The sequence below is a fragment of the Streptomyces sp. NPDC107454 genome (assembly GCF_055582885.1).
This window is the reverse complement of record NZ_JBVJPA010000006.1, coordinates 252,512-273,075: the sequence shown is the minus strand read 5'-3', so window position 1 is coordinate 273,075 and position 20,564 is coordinate 252,512. Positions and strand designations below refer to the sequence as shown.

Here is a 20,564-nt window from a genome sequence, read left to right as displayed (position 1 = left end):
ACCCCCCCAGGACCTGGAACGGACCTGTGAACCCACCCCTGAGCCCGGCTGCCCCAAATTCGAACTTTCAGCCGGACTGCGAAAGCATAACCGGCTCTCCCGTTTATGACTCAACAACCTTGTTACGTGACGGTTTCATCAGGGGTCACAGGGGTAGCAGTCGCGCCGCACAGCAACGAAGCACACCCCCGCAGTGCGCAAAAAGGTCAACTGATGGTAAGAACAACCACTCAGTCTTCACGTTTGCGCCACACCTGTGATCATTCCGGGCGCGAACACTAGGGGGAGGTCCTGATTTGCCCGGGTTTTCCGTGCCCGCACGCGGTGGCCGCCATCGCAACCGGCGGCGCAGATGGCTGTTCTCCACAGTGACCGTGGCCGCTGCGGCACTGATCGGCACGACGATCAGCCTGGTGGCATCCTCGGCCCAGGCCGACCAAACCACCCAGGGCATCGACAATTTGCGCACCAACTGGGACCAGAACGAGGCCGGGCTCTCCCCGGCAGTTGTCCAGTCGTCCGCCTTCGGCCGGCTCTTCGCCACGAAACTGGACGGGCAGATATACGCCCAGCCCCTGGTGCTGGGCGACCAGGTGATCGCGGTCACCGAGAGCAACACCGCGTACGGCCTCGATCGCGCCACCGGCGCGATCGAGTGGAGCAAGAACTATGGAGCGTCATGGCCGGCCTCGGCGATCGGCTGCGGTGACCTGACCCCCAACATCGGGGCGACCGCGACCCCCGTGTACGACCCGGCCACCAAGGCCCTCTACTTCACCACCAAGGTCGACGACGGAACCTCCACGCACCGCCACCCGACCTGGCTGATGCACGCGGTGGACCCCAGCTCCGGAACCGAGCTCTCGGGCTGGCCGGTCACCATCCAGGGAAGTCCCAGCAACGACCCGAGCGTCAGCTTCGACGCCTACTACCAGCAGCAGCGTCCCGGCCTGCTGCTGATGGACGGCGTCGTCTACGCGGGCTTCGGCGCCCACTGCGACGCCTGGCCGTACCGCGGCTACGTCGTCGGCGTGAGCACCACATCGCACAGCATCACCTCGATGTGGGCCTCGGTGACCGGTGCCAGCACGGGCGGCGCCGGCCTCTGGCAGTCGGGCGGCGGACTGGTCTCCGACGGGTCCGGCCGGATCTTCTTCAGCACCGGCAACGGCATCAGCCCGGCGCCCGGACCGGGCAAGACCGTTCAGGGAACCCTGGCCGAGTCCGTCGTACGCCTCCAGGTCGGCTCGGACAACAGCCTCAGTACGGCCGACTTCTTCAGCCCGAGCGACGCCTCCACCCTGGACCTCAACGACCAGGACATCTCCTCGGGCGCACCGATGGCGCTGCCGGACGGCTTCGGCACCAGCGACCACCCCCACCTGCTGGTCCAGCAGGGCAAGGACGGGCGGATCTTCCTGCTCGACCGCGACGGCCTCGGCGGCATGGGCCAGGGCGCCCAGGGCGGCGACGCCGCGGTGAGCGTGTCCGGCCCCTACCAGGGCATGTGGGGTCACCCCGCGTTCTGGGGCGGCGACGGCGGCTATGTCTACGTCGTCGGCAACCAGGGCCCGCTGCGCGCCCTCAAGTACGGCGTGCGCAACGGCGGTACGCCCGCCCTCACCCTCACCGGCCAGAGCCAGGACACCTTCGGCTACACCAGCGGCTCGCCCCTGGTCACCTCCAACGGCACGGACGAGTCCAGCGCCCTGGTGTGGATGACCTCCGCGAGCAACGCCTCCGGGGCCGACGGCACCCTGCGCGCCTACAGCCCCACCCCCGACAGCAACGGCCTGCTCCAGCTGCTGTGGTCCGCGCCGATCGGCACGGCGACCAAGTTCAGCACGCCGACCGCCGACAACGGCAAGGTGTACGTCGGCACGCGGGACGGTGTGCTCTACGGCTTCGGCAGCCCGGCCAGGACCGCTCTCACCGCGGCCTCTCTGGACTTCGGCCAGGTCGGCGTGGGCGACAGCAGCTCCGCGACGATGAAACTGACGGCCACGCAGGACGTCAGCATCACCGGCCTCAAGGCCTCCGGGGCGTTCTCGGTCGACCCGTCCGTCGCGCCCACCTCCGACCAGCCCACGGCGCTGGCGACGGACGCCACCCTGGACGTCCCGATCAGCTTCACCCCCACCGCCACAGGCGGCATCAACGGCACACTGACTGCCAACCTCTCGGACGGCCAGAAACTGGTCTTCGCCCTCCACGGCGTCGGCACCAGACCCGGCTTCGGGGCGGCACCCGCCGCCCTGGACTTCGGCGAAGTGCCCACCGGCAGCACTTCGACGCTGAACCTTCAGGTCACCAACACCGGTACCGAACCGGAGACCATCGACTCGGTCGACTCCCCCAGCGGCGCCTTCTCCGCCTCGGGGCTGCCGAGCGCGGGGACGGTCGTACCGGCCGGTGGCTCGTTCGTGCTCTCGATCACCTACACCCCGACCGGCGACCAGGTCGACAGCGACGCGCTCGTGGTCACCAGCAGCGGCGGCGGCACCACCCACACCCTGAGCGTGCCGGTCAGCGCGACCGCCATCACCGGGCAGGGACACCTGGAGTTCTCCACCAGCTCCCTGGACTTCGGCGACGTCCCGATCGGCAGCTCCAAGTCGCTGTCGTTCACCATCACCAACACCGGCAACATCCCGGTGACGGTGACCAAGGCCAAGGCACCCACGGGTGACTTCAACAGCGCGGTGCAGCTGTCCGAGGGGCTGATCATCGGTCCTGAGCAGACCGCGGTGCAGAGCGTGACGTTCACTCCGCGCTCGGCTGCGGATCTGAGCGCCTTCTACGAGGTCACCGGCACCGGGACCGACGCGAACGGCAACAGCCAGGGCGCCATGTACGTGCCGGTCAAGGGCACCGGTACCGGCACCGCCACGACCACCTCGGCCGCCGACGGGAAGTGGCAGACCAACGGCTCGGCGGTGCCGGCCGACGGCGGCGGGGTCCAGCTGACCTCGGCCACCAGCAATCAGGCGGGCACGGCGGTGTACACCGAGCCGCTGCGCACCGATGGTCTGCGGGCCACCTTCACCACGAAGTTCGGCCCCGGCAGCGGCGGGAAGGGCATGACGCTCACTCTGCTCGACCCGGCCAAGAACTCCGCCTCCGCAGTGGGCGGGACCGGTGACAGCCTCGGCATCGCGGGGCGGCCGGGCACGGTGATCGCGTTCGGCACCGGCTGGAACGACACGCTCAAGACGCAGAACTTCGTGGGCGTCGGCCGCAGTGCGGCCGGCTCGTCGGCGATCGACTACCAGTCTGTGGCCACACTCGGCACCTCCCTGCGCCAGGGCACACACCAGGTCGACATCCAGGTGGCCACCGGCCATCTGTACGTCTGGATCGACGGGACGCAGGTGATGGACGCGACACCGACGCTGACGTCCACCGCGCTCCTGGCCTTCTCCGGTGCCACCGGCGACAGCGCCGACGTGCAGACGGTGAGCGGCCCGGTCGTCAGCGAGGCGGCGCCTGCGGCCCCGGAGCCGAAAGCGGCGACCTCGCTCCATCTCACCGCCCCGAGCACGGGTGTTCCGGGTCGGCTGTTGACCGTTGACGGCACGTTGACCTCGTCCGTGGCGCTTCCCGCAGGTCAGGTCGCGCACATCACGCGGAACGGAACAGCACTGCGCGATGTGACGACGAAGGCGGACGGCTCCTTCGCCTTCAGCGACACCCCGCCGGCAGAGGGCACTTACACCTACGCCGCGAGCTACGCGGGGGACGCAACACACGAGGCGGCGAGCACGGCAAGCCTCGTCCAGGTGTCCAAGCCGGCCACCTCGGTCACTCTGGCGGCCCCGGCCACGGCCACCCGCACGCACAAGCTGACCGTGTCCGGCACGCTCTCCGGCTCGCCCTTCGCCACCGGTGGGGTCGTCACGGTGACGAAGACCGACCTCGCACACCCGACCGGCGTCGCACTCGCCAACGCGAAGGTCGCCGCGGACGGTTCGTTCACGTTCGCGGACACCCCGCAGATCGGCGGCGCCAACACCTACAAGGTGGCCTACGGCGGCGACATCTCACACAAGCCGGGCAGCCGCAGCGCCACCGTCCAGGTGTCCCGAGTCTCGACGGACCTGACCATCACCACCGACCACTCGACGTACGCATATGGTCAGTCCGCGAAGGTCACCGCTCACCTCGGTACGACCTACAACAAGCGCACGGTGGCCATCTACGCTCAGCCGTTCGGCGGCAGATCGGTCCTGGTGAAGTCGGGCACGGTGGACTCCCACGGCAATCTGACAGGGTCCTACAAGCTCGCCCGCAACACCACGTTCAGCGCGGTGTTCGCCGGCGACTACCGGTACGCCCCGAGGACCGTCGCCCGAAGTGCCCAGTCCTATGTGCGGATCTCGGAGAAACTGTCCGGTTACTACACGAGCACGCGCTACGGCAGCACTCTGTACCAGGTGTACCACCACACCGCCAAGGAGCGACTCGACGCCACCGTCACACCCAACAAGGCCGGCCAGTGCCTCGTCTTCCGCGTGCAGCGGTACTACAGCGGCGCCTGGCACACGCAGACCACCACCCCCTGCTCCTCCCTCGGTTCCACCAGCGCCGGCCGCCACCAGATGTCTCTCACCAAGTCCGTCAACAGCAGGTTCCGCATCGCCGCGGAGTACATCCACAGCAGTAAGGACAACACCAACCTCAGCACCTGGGGCGCCTGGCAGTACTTCACCGTCAGGCAGTAAGCACGACTGCGACCCGGCTGAACAGCCCCGCCCTCGGACAGCGGCCCAGGGCGGGGCCTCGCCTTCCGGGCGGCAGGTCCTCGTGGCCGACCTCCATGCCCCGCCGCAGGCCGCGACCGGACGCGTCCATGGCCCGGCCGACGGCCCATGCAGTGGGGCGTACCACCGCCTTCCGGTCCTCCACCGGAAGCCGGTTCAGCAGCACCCGGCCCCCGGCAACGACCGCCGGTTCCGCGCCTCCTTGTTGCGCGCCGCGAGGAGTTCGTCCGCCGGGTAACCGACCTCCTCCAGCGTCAGCCCGTGCGGCCGTACGACATGGACGGCCGAGTCCCGTACGCCGGCCGCGAGCACCTTCCCGGGCCAGTCGGGCCCGCGGTGCCCGTCCCCCACGAACAGCAGCGCGCCGATGAGCGAGCGCACCATGTTGTGGCAGAAGGCGTCCGCGCGGACGGTGGCGGTGATGATCCCGTCGTCCCCGCGCACCAGGCTCAGCTCCTGGAGCGTACGAATGGTCGTGGCGCCCTCGCGCTTCTTGCAGTAGGCGGCGAAGTCGTGCTCGCCCACGAGCCGCTCGGCCGCCTCGTTCATGGCGTCGACGTCCAACGGCCAGTCGTGCCACAGGACGTGCCCCCGCAGCAGGGGGTCCACTCCCCCGGCGTTGTCGGTGACGCGGTAGGCGTACCGCCGCCAGATCGCGGAGAAGCGGGCGTTGAACCCGCTGGGGGCCTCCCTCAGGGACCACACCCGCACGTCCTTGGACAGCCGCCCGGCCAGCCGCTTGAGCAGCTTCTCCTCGTGCTCGGCCCACAGCTCGACGGGCAGATCCACGTGCGCCACCTGGCCGCGCGCGTGCACACCGGCGTCGGTGCGCCCGGCGACGGTCAGTTCGTACGTGGTGTCCCTGGACCGCGTGACGGTCCTGAGGGCGTCCTCGATCTCCCCCTGTACGGTCCGGCGCCCCGAGGCCTGCTTGGCCCATCCGGAGAACTCGGTCCCGTCGTACGACAGATCCAAACGCACCCGTACGAACCCGGGCTGTACTTCGTCACTCACACCTAGATCCTCTCAAGGCCGGCATCGGTGCCGGAAACGCGAAAGCGGGCCCGCCCCCGAAGGGACGGACCCGCTCACAGCCAGGCAGTGCCTCAGGCGTCCTTCGACTCCTCGGCGGGAGCCTCGGCGGCGTCCTCGACCTTGGCGTCCTCGACCTTGGCCGGAGCCTCGGTCTTGACCTCGGCGTCCTTGGCGGCACGCTTGGTCGCCGCCTCGGCCTCACCGGTGGCCTCCTGGGCCACGGTCAGGGCCTCCACCAGCTCGATGACGGCCATGGGCGCGTTGTCGCCACGGCGGTTACCGATCTTGGTGATACGGGTGTAGCCACCCGGGCGGTTCTCGTAGCGCGGGCCGATCTCGGTGAAGAGCGTGTGCACGATGCTCTTGTCCGTGATCACCGAGAGCACCTGACGGCGGTTGTGAAGGTCACCCTTCTTCGCCTTGGTGACCAGACGCTCCGCGTAGGGACGCAGGCGGCGGGCCTTGGCCTCGGTGGTGGTGATGCGGCCGTGCTCGAAGAGCGACTTCGCGAGGTTCGCGAGGAGCAGCTTCTCGTGCGCGGCACTGCCGCCCAGACGGGCACCCTTGGCGGGCTTCGGCATGGTTTCTCCTAGGTGTCTGCCCCGGCCGTACCAGGTACCGGGGTCAGTGTCCGAGCGGGCGATCGCCCGTCGGAGATCCGGGACGGCTCCGAAGGAGCGTCCCGGAAGGGGCGCGGGGAACTGCGCGACCAGCCACAGCGCACCCGCACCCGAGAACGAACCGTCAGTCCCGAGCTCTTAGTACTGCTCGGTCTCGACGAACCCGGCATCCGCATCGTCGTCCGCGCCAAAGGCGTCCGCCGCGGCGGTCGGGTCGAATCCGGGCGGGCTGTCCTTGAGGGCCAGGCCCATGCCGGCCAGCTTCGCCTTGACCTCGTCGATGGACTTCGCACCGAAGTTGCGGATGTCCAGGAGGTCGGCCTCGGAGCGGGCGACGAGCTCACCCACGGAGTGGATGCCCTCACGCTTGAGGCAGTTGTACGAACGAACGGTGAGCTCGAGCTCCTCGATCGGCAGCGCGAGGTCCGCGGCAAGGGCGGCGTCCGTGGGGGACGGGCCCATGTCGATGCCCTCGGCGTCGATGTTGAGCTCGCGAGCCAGACCGAACAGCTCGACCAGGGTCTTACCGGCCGACGCCATGGCGTCACGGGGACGCATGGCCTGCTTGGTCTCGACGTCGACGATCAGCTTGTCGAAGTCGGTGCGCTGCTCGACACGGGTCGCCTCGACCTTGTACGTGACCTTCAGCACCGGCGAGTAGATCGAGTCGACCGGGATGCGCCCGATCTCCTGACCGACCTGCTTGTTCTGAACGGCGGAGACGTAGCCGCGACCGCGCTCGACGGTCAGCTCCATCTCCAGCTTGCCCTTGCCGTTGAGCGTGGCGAGGACGAGGTCGGGGTTGTGCACCTCGACACCGGCCGGGGGCGCGATGTCGGCGGCGGTGACCAGACCCGGGCCCTGCTTGCGCAGGTACATCACGACCGGCTCGTCGTGCTCCGAGGAGACGACCAGCTGCTTGATGTTGAGGATCAGGTCGGTGACGTCCTCCTTGACGCCCGGCACGGTGGTGAACTCGTGCAGGACGCCGTCGATGCGGATGGACGTGACCGCCGCACCCGGGATCGAGGACAGGAGGGTCCGGCGCAGGGAGTTGCCGAGGGTGTAGCCGAAGCCCGGCTCCAGCGGCTCGATCACGAACCGGGAGCGGAATTCGTCGACGACCTCTTCGGTCAACGAGGGACGCTGAGCAATCAGCATGTTGCGATCCTTCAGTCATGGGCGCCCGCTATTTGACGCCCTGCTGCTACTGCAAGGGTACGGGCGGCACGCCTCTGAAGAGGCGTACCGCCCGGAACCTCAAGACAACCGAGCCTCAGACGCGGCGGCGCTTGGGCGGACGGCAGCCGTTGTGCGGGGTGGGGGTGACGTCCTGGATGGAGCCGACCTCGAGGCCAGTGGCCTGGAGGGAGCGGATCGCGGTCTCGCGACCGGAGCCCGGGCCCTTCACGAAGACGTCAACCTTGCGCATGCCGTGCTCCTGCGCGCGACGGGCGGCCGACTCGGCGGCCATCTGCGCGGCGAAGGGGGTGGACTTGCGCGAGCCCTTGAAGCCGACGTGGCCGGCGGAGGCCCAGGAGATCACGTTGCCCGAGGGGTCCGTGATCGAGACGATGGTGTTGTTGAACGTGCTCTTGATGTGAGCGTGCCCGTGAGCGACGTTCTTCTTTTCCTTGCGGCGCACCTTCTTGGCAGCGCCCTGACGACCCTTGGGGGGCATCTATTACTCCTACGGGAGGTGGTCGGTCCTACAGCGAAGACCGCTGATAAGCGTCCGCTGAGGACTACTTCTTGCCCGGCTTCTTCTTACCGGCGATGGCGCGACGCGGGCCCTTGCGGGTACGAGCGTTCGTGCTGGTGCGCTGACCGTGGACGGGCAGGCCACGACGGTGGCGCAGACCCTGGTAGCAGCCGATCTCGACCTTGCGGCGGATGTCGGCCTGAATCTCGCGACGGAGGTCACCCTCGGTCTTGATGTTGGCGTCCACGTACTCGCGGATCTTGACCAGCTCTTCTTCGGAGAGGTCACGAACGCGGGTGTTCGGGTTCACGCCGGTCTCGGCCAGCGTCTGCTGGGAAAGGGTCCGGCCGATGCCGAACACGTAGGTCAGGGCGACCTCCACACGCTTTTCGCGCGGGATGTCAACACCGGAAACGCGTGCCATTCAATGGCTCCAGTTGTCGTTCGGAGGTCTTCCGCAGAACCGGATCCCGCCCGCCGTCCTCTTCTTTTGCCGAAGATTCGGTACGAACCGGGTCCCCGGCCTCCGACCGGGGGTGTCAGGTCTGAGGAGACTCAGTCCTGGATTCTGCGTATGAACATGTACTGCTTGCGTCGCGCGAAGTATCTGCGGATGCAGAAGGTGCGGTCGTGCGTCAGCCCTGGCGCTGCTTGTGGCGCGGGTTTTCGCAGATGACCATGACCCGACCGTGACGGCGGATCACCCTGCACTTGTCGCAGATCTTCTTGACGCTCGGCTTGACCTTCATTGGGTGAGGTTCTCCGGGTCAGTGCCACCCCCCGCGCCCCGGAACCGGGAACACGGAGTAAGGGCAAGATCTACTTGTACCGGTAGACGATGCGGCCACGCGTCAGGTCGTACGGAGACAACTCCACCACGACCCGGTCGTCAGGGAGGATGCGGATGTAGTGCATACGCATCTTGCCGCTGATGTGTGCCAGGACCTGGTGGCCGTTCTGGAGCTCGACCTTGAACATGGCGTTCGGAAGAGACTCGACGACAGTGCCCTCGATCTCGATGGCACCTTGCTTCTTGGCCACGCTTCGCCCTTCGAATCGACTACCTTGATCGACTTCGCACGAGCGCATGCAGACATGCGGGTGCACGAGAGCCGACGAGTCAGTCTACGTCAGGCCTCTCGGAAAGACGAATCGAGAAAGAATGCCCCACTACGGAGATCGTTAAGCAACGGGGGTCGCCGGCACGTGGCCGCGAACCTTCCGGGGGCGGCTCCACGGAGACGTACGGCGATCACACCGCCACCCGCCGTATCCGCCCGGTACCCCGGGCTCGGGTGCCGCGATCCCCCACGCTCCGCCGACCCGGCCCCGTCCGCCACGGTCAGGCCAACGGATCCGTCACGCTCAGGCCGGCGGGGCGGGCGCAATTCAGACCAACGGGTCCAGCGCCGACGGCCCGTCGGGTCCGGTGCCGTCAGGCCAGCGGGTCCGGCGCCGCCGTGATCCCGTGCTCCGCCAGCTTCGCCCTGCCGCCGTCCGGGGCCGTGAGGACCAGCGGGCCCTGCTCCGTCAGCGCCACCGAGTGCTCCCAGTGCGAGGACCAGGTGCCGTCCGTCGTGATGACGGTCCAGTCGTCCTCCAGCACCTCGGTCCGCGGGGTGCCCAAGGACACCATCGGCTCGATGGCCAGGCAGAAGCCGGGAACCAGCTTCGGACCCTTGCCGCGCCGCTTCTCGACGTAGTTCAGCAGGTGCGGGTCCATGTGCATCTCGGTGCCGATGCCGTGGCCGCCGTAGTCCTCGATGATTCCGTACTTGCCGCCGCCGGGCTTCGGCTGACGGCGGATGTACGTCTCGATCGCACGCGAGACGTCGATGAGCCGGTTGCCCTGCTTCATCGCCGCGATGCCCGCCCACATCGACTCCTCGGTCACCCGGGAGAGCTCGAGCAGCTCCGGGGCGTGACCGGATCCCACGAACGCGGTGTACGCCGCGTCCCCGTGCCAGCCGTCCACGATCGCGCCGCAGTCGATCGAGATGACGTCGCCGTCCTTCAGGACCACCTTGTCGGACGGGATGCCGTGGACGACGACCTCGTTGGCCGAGGTGCAGATGGTCGCGGGGAAACCGCCGTACCCGAGGAAGTTCGACTTCGCCCCGTGCTCGGCCAGCACCTTGCGCGCGACCTCGTCCAGGTCCTTCGTCGTGGCACCCGGCACGGCCGCCTCACGTGTGGCCGCGTGAATGGCCGCGACGACCAACCCCGCCGCACGCATCTTGGCGATCTGCTCAGGGGTCTTGATCTGCACCATGGCGGCCCGCGCTCTCCGTCTTCTCCGTCATTCCGACGACGTACCCAACCAGGTCGTGCACCACTGCGTACACGACCACCTGCACAACACTACGGCCGCGGCACCCCCGGAGGGCACCGCGGCCGATGGCAGCGTGACGACTACTTGTCGCCGACCTTGCTCTTGAGCGCCTCCATGGCGCGCCCCGTGACCTCTTCCACCTTGCCGAGCGCCGAGATCGTCACGACCAGGCCCTGAGCGGCGTAGTAGTCGATGATCGGCTCGGTCTGCGTGTGGTAGACCTCGAGACGCGTACGGACGGTCTCCTCGGAGTCGTCGTCCCGCTGGTACAGCTCGCCGGCGCAGACGTCACAGACGCCTTCCGTCTTCGGCTGCTTGTACGTCACGTGGAAGACGTGCGAAGAGTCGTTGCGGCAGATGCGGCGGCCCGCGATGCGCTTGACCACCTCGTCCTCGGGGACCTCCAGGTCCAGCACCGCGTCCAGCTTCATGCCCTCGGCCTTGAGCATCTCGTCGAGCGCCTCGGCCTGCGAGACGTTACGAGGGAAGCCGTCCAGCAGGAAGCCGTTGGCGGCGTCGGGCTGCTCCATGCGGTCCTTGGCCATCCCGATGGTGACCTCGTCCGGCACCAGCTTGCCCGCGTCCATGTACGCCTTGGCCTGCTTGCCCAGCTCCGTGCCCTGGCTGATGTTGGCGCGGAAGAGGTCGCCCGTGGAGATGTGCGGAATCCCCAGGTTCTTGGCAAGGAACGCAGCCTGCGTTCCCTTACCGGCACCGGGCGGCCCGACGAGGACGATTCGCATCAGCGGAGGAACCCTTCGTAATTGCGCTGCTGAAGCTGGCTCTCGATCTGCTTCACCGTCTCAAGACCGACACCCACGATGATCAGGATGCTGGTACCACCGAACGGGAAGTTGCCGGTTGCCCCGAAACCCACCAACGCCATTGTCGGTACGAGAGCGATCAGACCCAGATACAGCGACCCCGGCCAGGTGATCCGGTTGAGTACGTAGCTCAGGTACTCAGCGGTCGGCCGGCCAGCCCGGATGCCCGGGATGAAGCCACCATACTTCTTCATGTTGTCCGCGACTTCCTCGGGGTTGAACGAGATCGCCACGTAGAAGAACGCGAAGAAAACGATCAGGAGGAAGTAAGAGACCAGGTAGATCGGGTGATCGCCCTTGGTCAGGTTCTGTGTGACCCAGGTCTTCCAGCCGGAGTTGCCGTTCGAGAACTGGGCGACCAGCGCCGGGATGTAGAGCAGCGACGACGCGAAGATGACGGGAATCACACCCGCCTGATTCACCTTCAGCGGGATGTAAGTGGACGTACCACCGTACGACCGGCGCCCGATCATGCGCTTCGCGTACTGGACCGGGATCCGCCGCTGGGCCTGCTCGACGAAGACGACCAGCGCGACCATGACCAGTCCGACCGCGATCACGGTGCCGAACTCGATCCAGCCGCCGGCCAGCGTGCCCTGCGTCTTGATCGCCCACAGGGCGGACGGGAAGGTCGCGGCGATCGAGATGAACATGAGGATCGACATGCCGTTGCCGATGCCACGGTCGGTGATGAGCTCGCCCAGCCACATGACGACGCCCGTACCGGCGGTCATGGTGACGACCATCACGATGGTCTGGAAGATCGACTGATCAGGAACGATCTGGCTGGCGACCTGGCAGTTACTGAACAGGGCGCCGCTGCGGGCGGTCGCGACAAGGCCGGTGCCCTGAAGGATCGCCAGCGCCACCGTCAGGTATCGGGTGTACTGCGTGATCTTCGCGGTGCCGGCCGAACCCTCCTTCTTGAGGGCTTCGAGGCGCGGGATCACCACCGTCAGCAGCTGCAGAATGATGCTCGCCGTGATGTACGGCATGATGCCGAGCGCGAAGATCGTGATCTGCAGCAGTGCGCCACCACTGAACATGTTGACCAGCCCGAACAGGCCCTGGTTGCCCTTGGCCACGTCGATACAGGTCTGGACGTTCTTGTAGTCGACACCTGGGATCGGAACGTGGGTACCGACCCGGTAGACCACGATGATGCCGAGCGTGAAGAGCAGCTTCTTGCGCAGGTCGGGCGTCTTGAACGCCCGGGCGAACGCGGTGAGCACGGTGCCTCCTGCGACCCCCGCGCAAGTGCGTCAGAGGTGACGGTCTTGAGGTTCGACGGATACGTAACGGATAAACAGCCAAGAGCCGCTCAGAGTTCCGTGTGGGCACAGCGAGCGAAAATTAGCAGTGCAGGCCACCATACCGGCGAGACTGCCCCCCTAGGAACGACCAACCGGGGATACCCCTTTTGTAGGGGCACCCCCGGTCGGGATCGCTCATGTCATCGAGACGCCTGAAAAGGTCAGACGAGCTCGGTGACGGTACCGCCGGCGGCGGTGATCTTCTCCTTGGCGGAGCCGGAAACGGCGTCAACCGAAACCTGCAGCGCGACGGAGATCTCGCCCTGGCCGAGGACCTTGACGAGGCTGTTCTTGCGAACGGCACCCTTGGCGACGAGACCCTCGACGGTGACCTCGCCACCCTCCGGGTACAGCGCGGCCAGCTTGTCGAGGTTCACGACCTGGAACTCGGTCTTGAACGGGTTCTTGAAGCCCTTCAGCTTCGGGAGGCGCATGTGGAGGGGCATCTGCCCGCCCTCGAAGCGCTCCGGAACCTGGTAGCGGGCCTTCGTGCCCTTGGTACCACGACCGGCCGTCTTACCCTTCGACGCCTCACCACGACCCACACGGGTCTTGGCGGTCTTGGCGCCCGGGGCGGGACGGAGGTTGTGGATCTTGAGCGGGTTGTTCTCCGCCATGATCAGTCGACCTCCTCAACCGTCACGAGGTGGCGGACGGTGTGCACCATTCCGCGGAACTCGGGGCGGTCCTCCTTGACGACCACGTCGTTCAGGCGCTTGAGCCCGAGCGAACGCAGGGTGTCGCGGTGGTTCTGCTTGCTGCCGATGTACGACTTCGTCTGCGTGATCCTGAGCTGAGCCATGATTACGCACCCGCTCCCGCACGCGCACGAAGCAGAGCCGCGGGGGCGACGTCCTCGAGGGGCAGACCACGGCGGGCCGCGATCTCCTCGGGACGCTGCAGACCCTTGAGGGCCTCCACGGTCGCGTGCACGATGTTGATCGCGTTGGACGAGCCGAGCGACTTCGACAGGATGTCGTGAACGCCGGCGCACTCGAGCACCGCACGCACCGGGCCACCGGCGATAACGCCGGTACCGGGGGAAGCAGGCTTGAGCAGGACGACGCCCGCGGCCTTCTCGCCCGTGATCGGGTGCGGGATGGTGCCCTGGATACGGGGGACCTTGAAGAAGTGCTTCTTGGCCTCCTCAACACCCTTGGCGATGGCGGCCGGCACCTCCTTGGCCTTGCCGTAACCGACACCCACGGTGCCGTCACCGTCGCCCACCACGACCAGCGCAGTGAAGCTGAAGCGACGACCACCCTTCACAACCTTGGCGACGCGGTTGATCGCGACAACGCGCTCAACGTACGCGGTCTTCTCGGCAGCAGCGCCGCCGTCACGGCCCTTCCGGTCCCGCCGCTCGCCGCCACCGGCACCGCTTCCGCGGCGCTGGGGTCCAGCCATTGGATTACCTCTCTCTTTTTCCGCTAGCTACGCAGCGACCTAAGTCGCTAGCGCGACGGGCGACTCAGAACTTGAGTCCGGCTTCGCGGGCGGCGTCCGCCAGAGCGGCAATGCGCCCGGCGTACTGGTTACCACCACGGTCGAATACGACAGCCTCGACACCGGCGGCCTTGGCGCGCTCGGCGACCAGGGCGCCGACCGACTTGGCCTGCGCGGACTTGTCGCCCTCGCCACCACGGACCGTGGTGTCCAGGGTCGACGCCGACGCGAGGGTGTGACCCTTAACGTCGTCGATGACCTGGGCCACGATGTGACGGTTGGAGCGCGTCACGACCAGGCGCGGACGCTCAGCCGTACCCGAGATGTGCTTACGGATCCGGATGTGGCGACGCTTGATGGCAGCACGCTTGTAAGCGTCGCCCTTAGCAATCTTGACACCGTATGCCATGGCTTACTTACCCGCCTTTCCGACCTTGCGGCGGATGACTTCGCCTTCGTACTTGACGCCCTTGGCCTTGTACGGGTCGGGCTTGCGCAGCTTGCGGATGTTGGCCGCAACCTCTCCGACCTTCTGCTTGTCGATGCCCTCGACCGAGAACCGCGTCGGGTTCTCGACCTTGAAGGTGATGCCTTCGGGGGCCTCGACGGTGATCGAGTGGCTGTAGCCGAGCGAGAACTCCAGGTTGGAGCCCTTCGCCAGGACGCGGTAACCGACACCGCTGATTTCGAGCTTCTTCACGTAACCCTGGGTCACGCCGGTGATCATGTTCGCCACCAGCGTGCGGGACAGGCCGTGCAGGGCCTTGTTCTGACGCTCGTCGTTCGGGCGGGTGACATTGAGAATGCCGTCCTCACCCTTGGCGACCTCGATCGGCGCCGCGACGGTGTGGGAGAGGGTGCCCTTGGGGCCCTTCACCTGGACCGTACGGCCGTCGATGGTGACGTCCACGCCGGCGGGAACCGTGATGGGGAGCTTGCCAATACGCGACATAGCTGTTTCCTCCGTTCCCTTCCGTTACCAGACGTAGGCGAGAACTTCTCCGCCTACGCCCTTCTTGCCGGCCTGCTTGTCGGTGAGGAGACCGTGCGACGTGGAGATGATCGCCACGCCGAGGCCACCGAGCACCTTGGGCAGGGAGGTGGACTTCGCGTACACGCGCAGACCCGGCTTCGAGATCCGCTTGATGCCCGCGATGGAGCGCTCACGGTTCGGGCCGAACTTCAGCTCGAGGACGAGCTTCTTGCCGACCTCGGCGTCCTCGACCTTCCAGCCGGTGATGAAGCCCTCCTGCTGGAGGATCTCCGCGATGTGAGACTTGATCTTGCTGTGCGGCATCGCGACATCGTCGTGGTACGCCGAGTTCGCGTTACGCAGACGAGTAAGCATGTCTGCGATGGGATCAGTCATGGTCATGAATTGGCCTTCGGCCTCTCTCGCCGGGGTTTCCTGTATGCGCCATCCCTCTCCCCACTCAGTGGCGGGACGGGTGCGGTGCGGGGACCTACGGCGTAGTAAGTCGATTGGGGCGGCAGGCGCCCAACCCTCCTAGCCTAAGCCATGGAGAGCAGGGCACCTGACCGAACCCTTTACTTACCGAGAGCCCTGGAATCCCTTGTTAGGGGGACTACCAGGAGCTCTTGGTCACGCCCGGCAGCTCGCCGCGGTGAGCCATCTCACGAAGGCAGACGCGGCACAGGCCGAACTTGCGGTACACGGAGTGCGGACGGCCGCAGCGCTGGCAGCGCGTGTAGCCACGTACGCCGAACTTGGGCTTACGAGCAGCCTTGGCAATCAGAGCCTTCTTCGCCATCTCGCTTACGCCTCCTTGAAGGGGAAGCCGAGGTGACGGAGAAGGGCACGGCCCTCAGCGTCGTTGGTCGCCGTGGTCACCACGGTGATGTCCATGCCCCGGGTACGGTCGATCTTGTCCTGGTCGATCTCGTGGAACATGACCTGCTCCGTGAGACCGAAGGTGTAGTTGCCACGGCCGTCGAACTGCTTGGGGGACAGACCACGGAAGTCGCGGATGCGCGGCAGCGCGAGCGACAGGGTGCGGTCCAGGAACTCCCACATGCGGTCGCCACGGAGCGTGACGTGGGCACCGATCGGCTGACCCTCACGCAGCTTGAACTGCGCGATGGACTTGCGGGCCTTGGTGACGGCCGGCTTCTGACCGGTGATCGTGGTCAGGTCACGGACGGCACCGTCCATGAGCTTGGAGTCACGGGCGGCGTCGCCGACACCCATGTTGACCACGATCTTGACGAGGCCGGGAATCTGCATGACGTTCTCGTACGAGAACTCCTCACGCAGCTTGCCCGCGATCTCCTCGCGGTACTTCGTCTTGAGACGCGGAGTGGTGGTGGTAGCCATCAGATGTCCTCACCCGTCCGCTTGGCAACGCGAACCTTGTTGCCCTCATCGTCGAAGCGGTAACCGACACGCGTGACGACCTTGTTGCCGTCCTTCTCCACGACGAGCTGAACGTTGCTCACGTGAATCGGGGCCTCGGTCGTGACGATGCCGCCGGCCTGCGAACCGCTGGCGGTCGGGCCGGCCTTGGTGTGCTTCTTGACCCGGTTGACGCCCTCGACCAGGACGCGCTCGTCGCGCGGGTAAGCGGCAATGACCTTGCCCTGCTTGCCCTTGTCCTTGCCGGTGATGACCTGAACCGTGTCACCCTTCTTGATCTTCATGCTTACAGCACCTCCGGCGCGAGCGAGATGATCTTCATGAACTTCTTCTCGCGCAGCTCACGGCCGACAGGGCCGAAGATACGGGTGCCGCGAGGGTCGCCGTCGTTCTTCAGAATGACGGCGGCGTTCTCGTCGAAGCGGATGTACGAGCCGTCCGGACGGCGGCGCTCCTTGACGGTGCGAACGATGACCGCCTTGACGACGTCACCCTTCTTCACGTTGCCGCCGGGGATCGCGTCCTTGACGGTGGCGACGATGACGTCACCGATGCCCGCGTAGCGGCGACCTGAGCCACCGAGCACACGGATGCAAAGGATTTCCTTCGCCCCCGTGTTGTCGGCGACACGCAGTCGCGACTCCTGCTGGATCACGTCTATCTCCTGATTGTCTGCCGGTTCCCGCGGGGATCCCTTCCGGGTCGCCCCGCGAGCCTGGCGGAACCGTCCTGCGGATGAGCCCCGCAGGAATTACTTGGCCTGTTGAGGGAGAAAACCTCCGCCGGGGGCCGGGCACCTGACGGTGCGGCAGGCCCCCGGCGGGGGGCAACGGGGGGACGGAGCCCCCCGTTTGATTACTTCGCCTTCTCGAGGATCTCCACGATGCGCCAGCGCTTCGTCGTGGACAGCGGACGCGTCTCCATGAGGAGGACGCGGTCGCCGATGCCCGCGGCGTTCTGCTCGTCGTGGGCCTTCAGCTTGCTCGTACGGCGGATGACCTTGCCGTACAGGGCGTGCTTGACGCGGTCCTCGACGGCGACGACGACGGTCTTGTCCATCTTGTCGCTGACGACGAGACCCTCACGGGTCTTGCGGAATCCGCGCGCCTCGGTGTTCTCAGTCACGTTGCTCTCGCTCATCAGGCGCTCTCCACCGTTTCGATGCCCAGCTCGCGCTCACGCATCAGGGTGTAGATCCGCGCGATGTCCTTGCGGACGGCCTTGAGCCGACCGTGGTTCTCGAGCTGACCGGTCGCCGCCTGGAAGCGGAGGTTGAACAGCTCTTCCTTGGCTTCGCGAAGCTTCGCGAGAAGCTCCTCGTCACCCAGTTCGCGCAGCTCGGACGCCTTGGTACCGGCCGACATCACGCTTCACCTGCCTCGCGCTTGACGATCCGGCACTTCATCGGCAGCTTGTGGGCTGCACGAGTGAGGGCCTCACGGGCGATCTTCTCGTTGGGGTAGGACAGTTCGAACATGACCCGGCCCGGGTGCACGTTCGCGATCCACCACTCCGGCGAACCCTTACCGGAACCCATGCGGGTCTCGGCAGGCTTCTTCGTGAGCGGGCGGTCCGGGTAGATGTTGATCCAGACCTTGCCGCCACGCTTGATGTGGCGGGTCATCGCGATACGTGCGGCCTCGATCTGACGGTTCGTCACGTACGCCGGCGTGAGGGCCTGAATGCCGTACTCGCCGAACGAAACCTGCGTACCGCCCTTGGCCTGACCACGGCGCTTGGGGTGGTGCTGCTTGCGGTGCTTGACCCTACGGGGGATCAGCATGTCGGTCAGGCCTCCGTTCCGGTGCTCTCAGCCGGAGCGGCAGCCGCCGGAGCCTCGGCCTTGGGGGCCTCGGCAGCGGGAGCCTGCTGCGGCTTGCGGCCGCGGCCGCCACGCTCGCCACCACGGCCACCACGGCCGGCCGGGCGGTCGTTGCCGCCACCACGGGCCGGGCGGTTGCCGGCGCGGGCAGCGGCGTTCTCGGCGCGGACCTCGGCGATGTTCTTGACGTCGCCCTTGTAGATCCAGACCTTCACACCGATACGGCCGAAGGTCGTCTTGGCCTCGAAGAAGCCGTAGTCGACGTTCGCGCGGAGCGTGTGCAGGGGCACACGGCCCTCGCGGTAGAACTCCGAGCGGGACATCTCGGCGCCGCCGAGACGGCCACCACACTGGATCTTGATGCCCTTGGCGCCGGCCTTCATCGTGCCCTGCATGCTCTTACGCATGGCACGACGGAAGGAGACGCGGGAGGACAGCTGCTCGGCAACGGCCTGAGCAACCAGCTGAGCGTCGGTCTCGGGGTTCTTGACCTCGAGGATGTTCAGCTGGACCTGCTTGCCCGTGAGCTTCTCGAGGTCACCGCGGATGCGGTCGGCCTCGGCGCCACGGCGGCCGATGACGATGCCGGGACGCGCGGTGTGGATGTCCACCCGCACGCGGTCACGGGTGCGCTCGATCTCAACCTTCGAGATGCCGGCGCGCTCCATGCCGGACGTCATCATCCGACGGATGGCGACGTCTTCCTTGACGTAGTCCTTGTACAGCTTGTCGGCGTACCAACGGGACTTGAAGTCCGTGGTGATGCCGAGCCGGAACCCATGCGGGTTAACCTTCTGGCCCATTACCGGGTTCCTTCCTTGCTGCTGACGACCACGGTGATGTGGCTGGTCCGCTTGCGGATCCGGTAGGCACGGCCCTGGGCGCGCGGACGGAACCGCTTCAGGGTCGGACCCTCGTCGACGTACGCCTCGGAGATGAAGAGGCTGTCGGCGTCGGTGTGGTCGTAGTTGTGCGCGGCGTTGGCAATGGCGCTGTCAAGCACCTTGCCGACCGGCACGCTCGCGGCCTGCGGGGCGAAACGCAGGACCGCCTGAGCCTCCGTGGCATCCATGCCACGGATAAGGTCCACCACGCGGCGGGCCTTCATGGGCGTAACGCGGATGTACCGCGCCTGGGCCCTGGCTTCCATGGTTGTCCTTCCAGTGTCTGTCATGGTCGATTCCACCCCGCGTTAGCGGCGCTTCGACTTCCGGTCGTCCTTGACGTGACCCCGGAAGGTGCGCGTCGGCGAGAACTCGCCGAGCTTGTGGCCGACCATCGACTCGGTGACAAACACCGGAATGTGGGTCTTGCCGTTGTGCACCGCGATCGTGTGGCCGAGCATGGCCGGGATGATCATCGAGCGACGGGACCAGGTCTTGATGACGTTCTTGGTACCGGCTTCGTTCTGAGCGTCCACCTTCTTTACGAGGTGGCCGTCAACGAAGGGTCCCTTCTTGAGACTGCGCGGCATCTAAACCCGCTCCTAGCGCTTCTTGTTCGTCTTGCGGCGGCGGACGATGTACTTGTTCGAAGCCTTCTTCGGCGAACGAGTACGACCCTCCTTCTGACCCCACGGGGAGACCGGGTGTCGACCACCGGAGGTCTTGCCCTCACCACCACCGTGCGGGTGGTCAACCGGGTTCATCGCCACACCGCGGACGGACGGGCGAACGCCCAGCCAGCGCTTACGGCCGGCCTTACCCCAGTTGATGTTGCTCTGCTCGGCGTTGCCGACCTCGCCGACCGTGGCGCGGCAGCGCTGGTCGACCAGGCGGATCTCACCGGAGGGCATGCGGAGGTGGGCCATCGTGCCCTCCTTCGCGAGCAGCTGCACCGAGGCACCGGCGGAGCGGGCGAACTTGGCGCCGCCACCGGGACGGATCTCGATCGCGTGGATCGTGGTACCGACCGGGATGTTGCGGAGCGCCAGGTTGTTGCCCGGCTTGATGTCGGCCCCGGGACCGTTCTCGACGCGGTCACCCTGCGACAGGTTGCGGGGGGCGAGGATGTAGCGCTTCTCGCCGTCCGCGTAGTGCAGCAGCGCGATGCGCGCGGTGCGGTTGGGGTCGTACTCGATGTGCGCGACCTTCGCCGGCACGCCGTCCTTGTCGTGACGACGGAAGTCGATCACGCGGTAGGCGCGCTTGTGTCCGCCACCCTGGTGGCGAACGGTCACACGACCGGAATTGTTACGGCCGCCCTTGCTGTGCAGGGGGCGAACCAGCGACTTCTCCGGCGTGGACCGCGTGACCTCGACGAAGTCGGCGACGCTGGAGCCACGACGGCCCGGCGTCGTCGGCTTGTACTTGCGGATTCCCATTTCTCAGTCCTCG

At 66.7% G+C, this 20,564-nt stretch carries 28 protein-coding genes; 1 reads left to right on the top strand and 27 read right to left on the bottom strand.

The features are described from left to right. Positions 1-374: 374 nt before the first annotated feature. The gene (locus tag ACZ69M_RS16950) at positions 375-4,721 is read left to right on the top strand and encodes an Ig-like domain-containing protein (RefSeq protein WP_470050534.1); all 4,347 of its coding nucleotides are present in this window, start codon (positions 375-377) and stop codon (positions 4,719-4,721) included. Positions 4,722-4,916: 195 nt separating this feature from the next. On the opposite strand, the gene truA is transcribed toward ACZ69M_RS16950, so the two are convergent. The 27 genes from truA to rplB form a co-directional block, all read right to left on the bottom strand. Next, positions 4,917-5,774: a tRNA pseudouridine(38-40) synthase TruA gene (gene truA, locus ACZ69M_RS16945; protein ID WP_470050532.1), complete on the bottom strand. Its 858-nt coding sequence runs from the start codon at positions 5,772-5,774 to the stop codon at positions 4,917-4,919. Between the two features lie 92 nt (positions 5,775-5,866). After that, on the bottom strand, positions 5,867-6,376 hold the full coding sequence (gene rplQ / locus ACZ69M_RS16940; RefSeq protein WP_470050531.1) for a 50S ribosomal protein L17: 510 nt from the start codon (positions 6,374-6,376) through the stop codon (positions 5,867-5,869). A gap of 177 nt (positions 6,377-6,553) precedes the next feature. Then, a complete protein-coding gene (locus tag ACZ69M_RS16935; protein ID WP_003966937.1) occupies positions 6,554-7,576 on the bottom strand; it encodes a DNA-directed RNA polymerase subunit alpha in 1,023 nt (340 codons plus the stop codon). Between the two features lie 115 nt (positions 7,577-7,691). Then, positions 7,692-8,096, bottom strand: coding sequence for a 30S ribosomal protein S11 (rpsK, locus tag ACZ69M_RS16930; RefSeq protein WP_003956432.1), 405 nt, complete (start codon positions 8,094-8,096; stop codon positions 7,692-7,694). 64 nt (positions 8,097-8,160) lie between these two features. Further along, positions 8,161-8,541, bottom strand: a complete 381-nt coding sequence (gene rpsM / locus ACZ69M_RS16925) for a 30S ribosomal protein S13 (protein WP_060901485.1) — start codon at positions 8,539-8,541, stop codon at positions 8,161-8,163. A gap of 211 nt (positions 8,542-8,752) precedes the next feature. Further along, positions 8,753-8,866, bottom strand: a complete 114-nt coding sequence (gene rpmJ / locus ACZ69M_RS16920) for a 50S ribosomal protein L36 (RefSeq protein WP_003998809.1) — start codon at positions 8,864-8,866, stop codon at positions 8,753-8,755. A 70-nt stretch (positions 8,867-8,936) separates the two neighbouring features. After that, complete coding sequence (gene infA / locus ACZ69M_RS16915; RefSeq protein WP_003948620.1) at positions 8,937-9,158, bottom strand: translation initiation factor IF-1; 222 nt, start codon at positions 9,156-9,158, stop codon at positions 8,937-8,939. 394 nt (positions 9,159-9,552) lie between these two features. Further along, entirely contained in the window at positions 9,553-10,389 is an 837-nt protein-coding gene (gene map, locus ACZ69M_RS16910) for a type I methionyl aminopeptidase (RefSeq protein ID WP_470050528.1), read from the bottom strand. A gap of 140 nt (positions 10,390-10,529) precedes the next feature. Next, positions 10,530-11,192: an adenylate kinase gene (locus ACZ69M_RS16905; RefSeq protein WP_470050527.1), complete on the bottom strand. Its 663-nt coding sequence runs from the start codon at positions 11,190-11,192 to the stop codon at positions 10,530-10,532. Further along, a complete protein-coding gene (gene secY / locus ACZ69M_RS16900; RefSeq protein WP_470050525.1) occupies positions 11,192-12,505 on the bottom strand; it encodes a preprotein translocase subunit SecY in 1,314 nt (437 codons plus the stop codon). The genes ACZ69M_RS16905 and secY overlap by 1 nt, the downstream gene beginning before the upstream one ends. A 242-nt stretch (positions 12,506-12,747) precedes the next feature. Further along, on the bottom strand, positions 12,748-13,203 hold the full coding sequence (rplO, locus tag ACZ69M_RS16895; protein ID WP_060901489.1) for a 50S ribosomal protein L15: 456 nt from the start codon (positions 13,201-13,203) through the stop codon (positions 12,748-12,750). A 2-nt stretch (positions 13,204-13,205) separates the two neighbouring features. Next, on the bottom strand, positions 13,206-13,388 hold the full coding sequence (rpmD, locus tag ACZ69M_RS16890; RefSeq protein WP_060901490.1) for a 50S ribosomal protein L30: 183 nt from the start codon (positions 13,386-13,388) through the stop codon (positions 13,206-13,208). Positions 13,389-13,390: 2 nt separating this feature from the next. After that, positions 13,391-13,993: a 30S ribosomal protein S5 gene (rpsE, locus tag ACZ69M_RS16885; protein WP_221353022.1), complete on the bottom strand. Its 603-nt coding sequence runs from the start codon at positions 13,991-13,993 to the stop codon at positions 13,391-13,393. Positions 13,994-14,057: 64 nt separating this feature from the next. Further along, positions 14,058-14,441 (bottom strand): 50S ribosomal protein L18, encoded by a 384-nt coding sequence (rplR, locus tag ACZ69M_RS16880; RefSeq protein ID WP_067367094.1) that lies wholly within the window; start codon positions 14,439-14,441, stop codon positions 14,058-14,060. Between the two features lie 3 nt (positions 14,442-14,444). Next, a complete protein-coding gene (rplF, locus tag ACZ69M_RS16875; RefSeq protein WP_101400121.1) occupies positions 14,445-14,984 on the bottom strand; it encodes a 50S ribosomal protein L6 in 540 nt (179 codons plus the stop codon). Between the two features lie 24 nt (positions 14,985-15,008). Next, positions 15,009-15,407 carry a 30S ribosomal protein S8 gene (rpsH, locus tag ACZ69M_RS16870; RefSeq protein ID WP_055614920.1) on the bottom strand — a complete coding sequence of 133 codons (399 nt, stop codon included), beginning with the start codon at positions 15,405-15,407 and terminating at the stop codon, positions 15,009-15,011. Between the two features lie 211 nt (positions 15,408-15,618). After that, complete coding sequence (locus ACZ69M_RS16865; RefSeq protein ID WP_003948630.1) at positions 15,619-15,804, bottom strand: type Z 30S ribosomal protein S14; 186 nt, start codon at positions 15,802-15,804, stop codon at positions 15,619-15,621. Positions 15,805-15,809: 5 nt separating this feature from the next. Further along, positions 15,810-16,367 (bottom strand): 50S ribosomal protein L5, encoded by a 558-nt coding sequence (rplE, locus tag ACZ69M_RS16860; RefSeq protein WP_398401897.1) that lies wholly within the window; start codon positions 16,365-16,367, stop codon positions 15,810-15,812. Then, positions 16,367-16,690, bottom strand: coding sequence for a 50S ribosomal protein L24 (gene rplX, locus ACZ69M_RS16855; RefSeq protein WP_067367101.1), 324 nt, complete (start codon positions 16,688-16,690; stop codon positions 16,367-16,369). The genes rplE and rplX overlap by 1 nt, the downstream gene beginning before the upstream one ends. Before the next feature lie 2 nt (positions 16,691-16,692). Beyond that, entirely contained in the window at positions 16,693-17,061 is a 369-nt protein-coding gene (rplN, locus tag ACZ69M_RS16850; RefSeq protein ID WP_003998823.1) for a 50S ribosomal protein L14, read from the bottom strand. Between the two features lie 200 nt (positions 17,062-17,261). Then, entirely contained in the window at positions 17,262-17,546 is a 285-nt protein-coding gene (gene rpsQ / locus ACZ69M_RS16845) for a 30S ribosomal protein S17 (protein ID WP_403690269.1), read from the bottom strand. Beyond that, positions 17,546-17,770: a 50S ribosomal protein L29 gene (rpmC, locus tag ACZ69M_RS16840; protein WP_003998824.1), complete on the bottom strand. Its 225-nt coding sequence runs from the start codon at positions 17,768-17,770 to the stop codon at positions 17,546-17,548. Before rpmC ends, rpsQ begins: the two co-directional genes overlap by 1 nt. Beyond that, positions 17,770-18,189 carry a 50S ribosomal protein L16 gene (gene rplP / locus ACZ69M_RS16835; protein WP_010986348.1) on the bottom strand — a complete coding sequence of 140 codons (420 nt, stop codon included), beginning with the start codon at positions 18,187-18,189 and terminating at the stop codon, positions 17,770-17,772. The genes rpmC and rplP overlap by 1 nt, the downstream gene beginning before the upstream one ends. Positions 18,190-18,194: 5 nt before the next feature. Next, positions 18,195-19,031, bottom strand: a complete 837-nt coding sequence (gene rpsC, locus ACZ69M_RS16830) for a 30S ribosomal protein S3 (protein WP_067367107.1) — start codon at positions 19,029-19,031, stop codon at positions 18,195-18,197. Next, positions 19,031-19,378: a 50S ribosomal protein L22 gene (rplV, locus tag ACZ69M_RS16825; RefSeq protein ID WP_003974262.1), complete on the bottom strand. Its 348-nt coding sequence runs from the start codon at positions 19,376-19,378 to the stop codon at positions 19,031-19,033. Before rplV ends, rpsC begins: the two co-directional genes overlap by 1 nt. A gap of 42 nt (positions 19,379-19,420) precedes the next feature. Continuing rightward, the gene (rpsS, locus tag ACZ69M_RS16820) at positions 19,421-19,702 is read right to left on the bottom strand and encodes a 30S ribosomal protein S19 (RefSeq protein ID WP_015035577.1); all 282 of its coding nucleotides are present in this window, start codon (positions 19,700-19,702) and stop codon (positions 19,421-19,423) included. A gap of 12 nt (positions 19,703-19,714) precedes the next feature. Then, on the bottom strand, positions 19,715-20,551 hold the full coding sequence (gene rplB, locus ACZ69M_RS16815) for a 50S ribosomal protein L2 (RefSeq protein ID WP_153289116.1): 837 nt from the start codon (positions 20,549-20,551) through the stop codon (positions 19,715-19,717). Between the last annotated feature and the right edge of the window lie 13 nt (positions 20,552-20,564).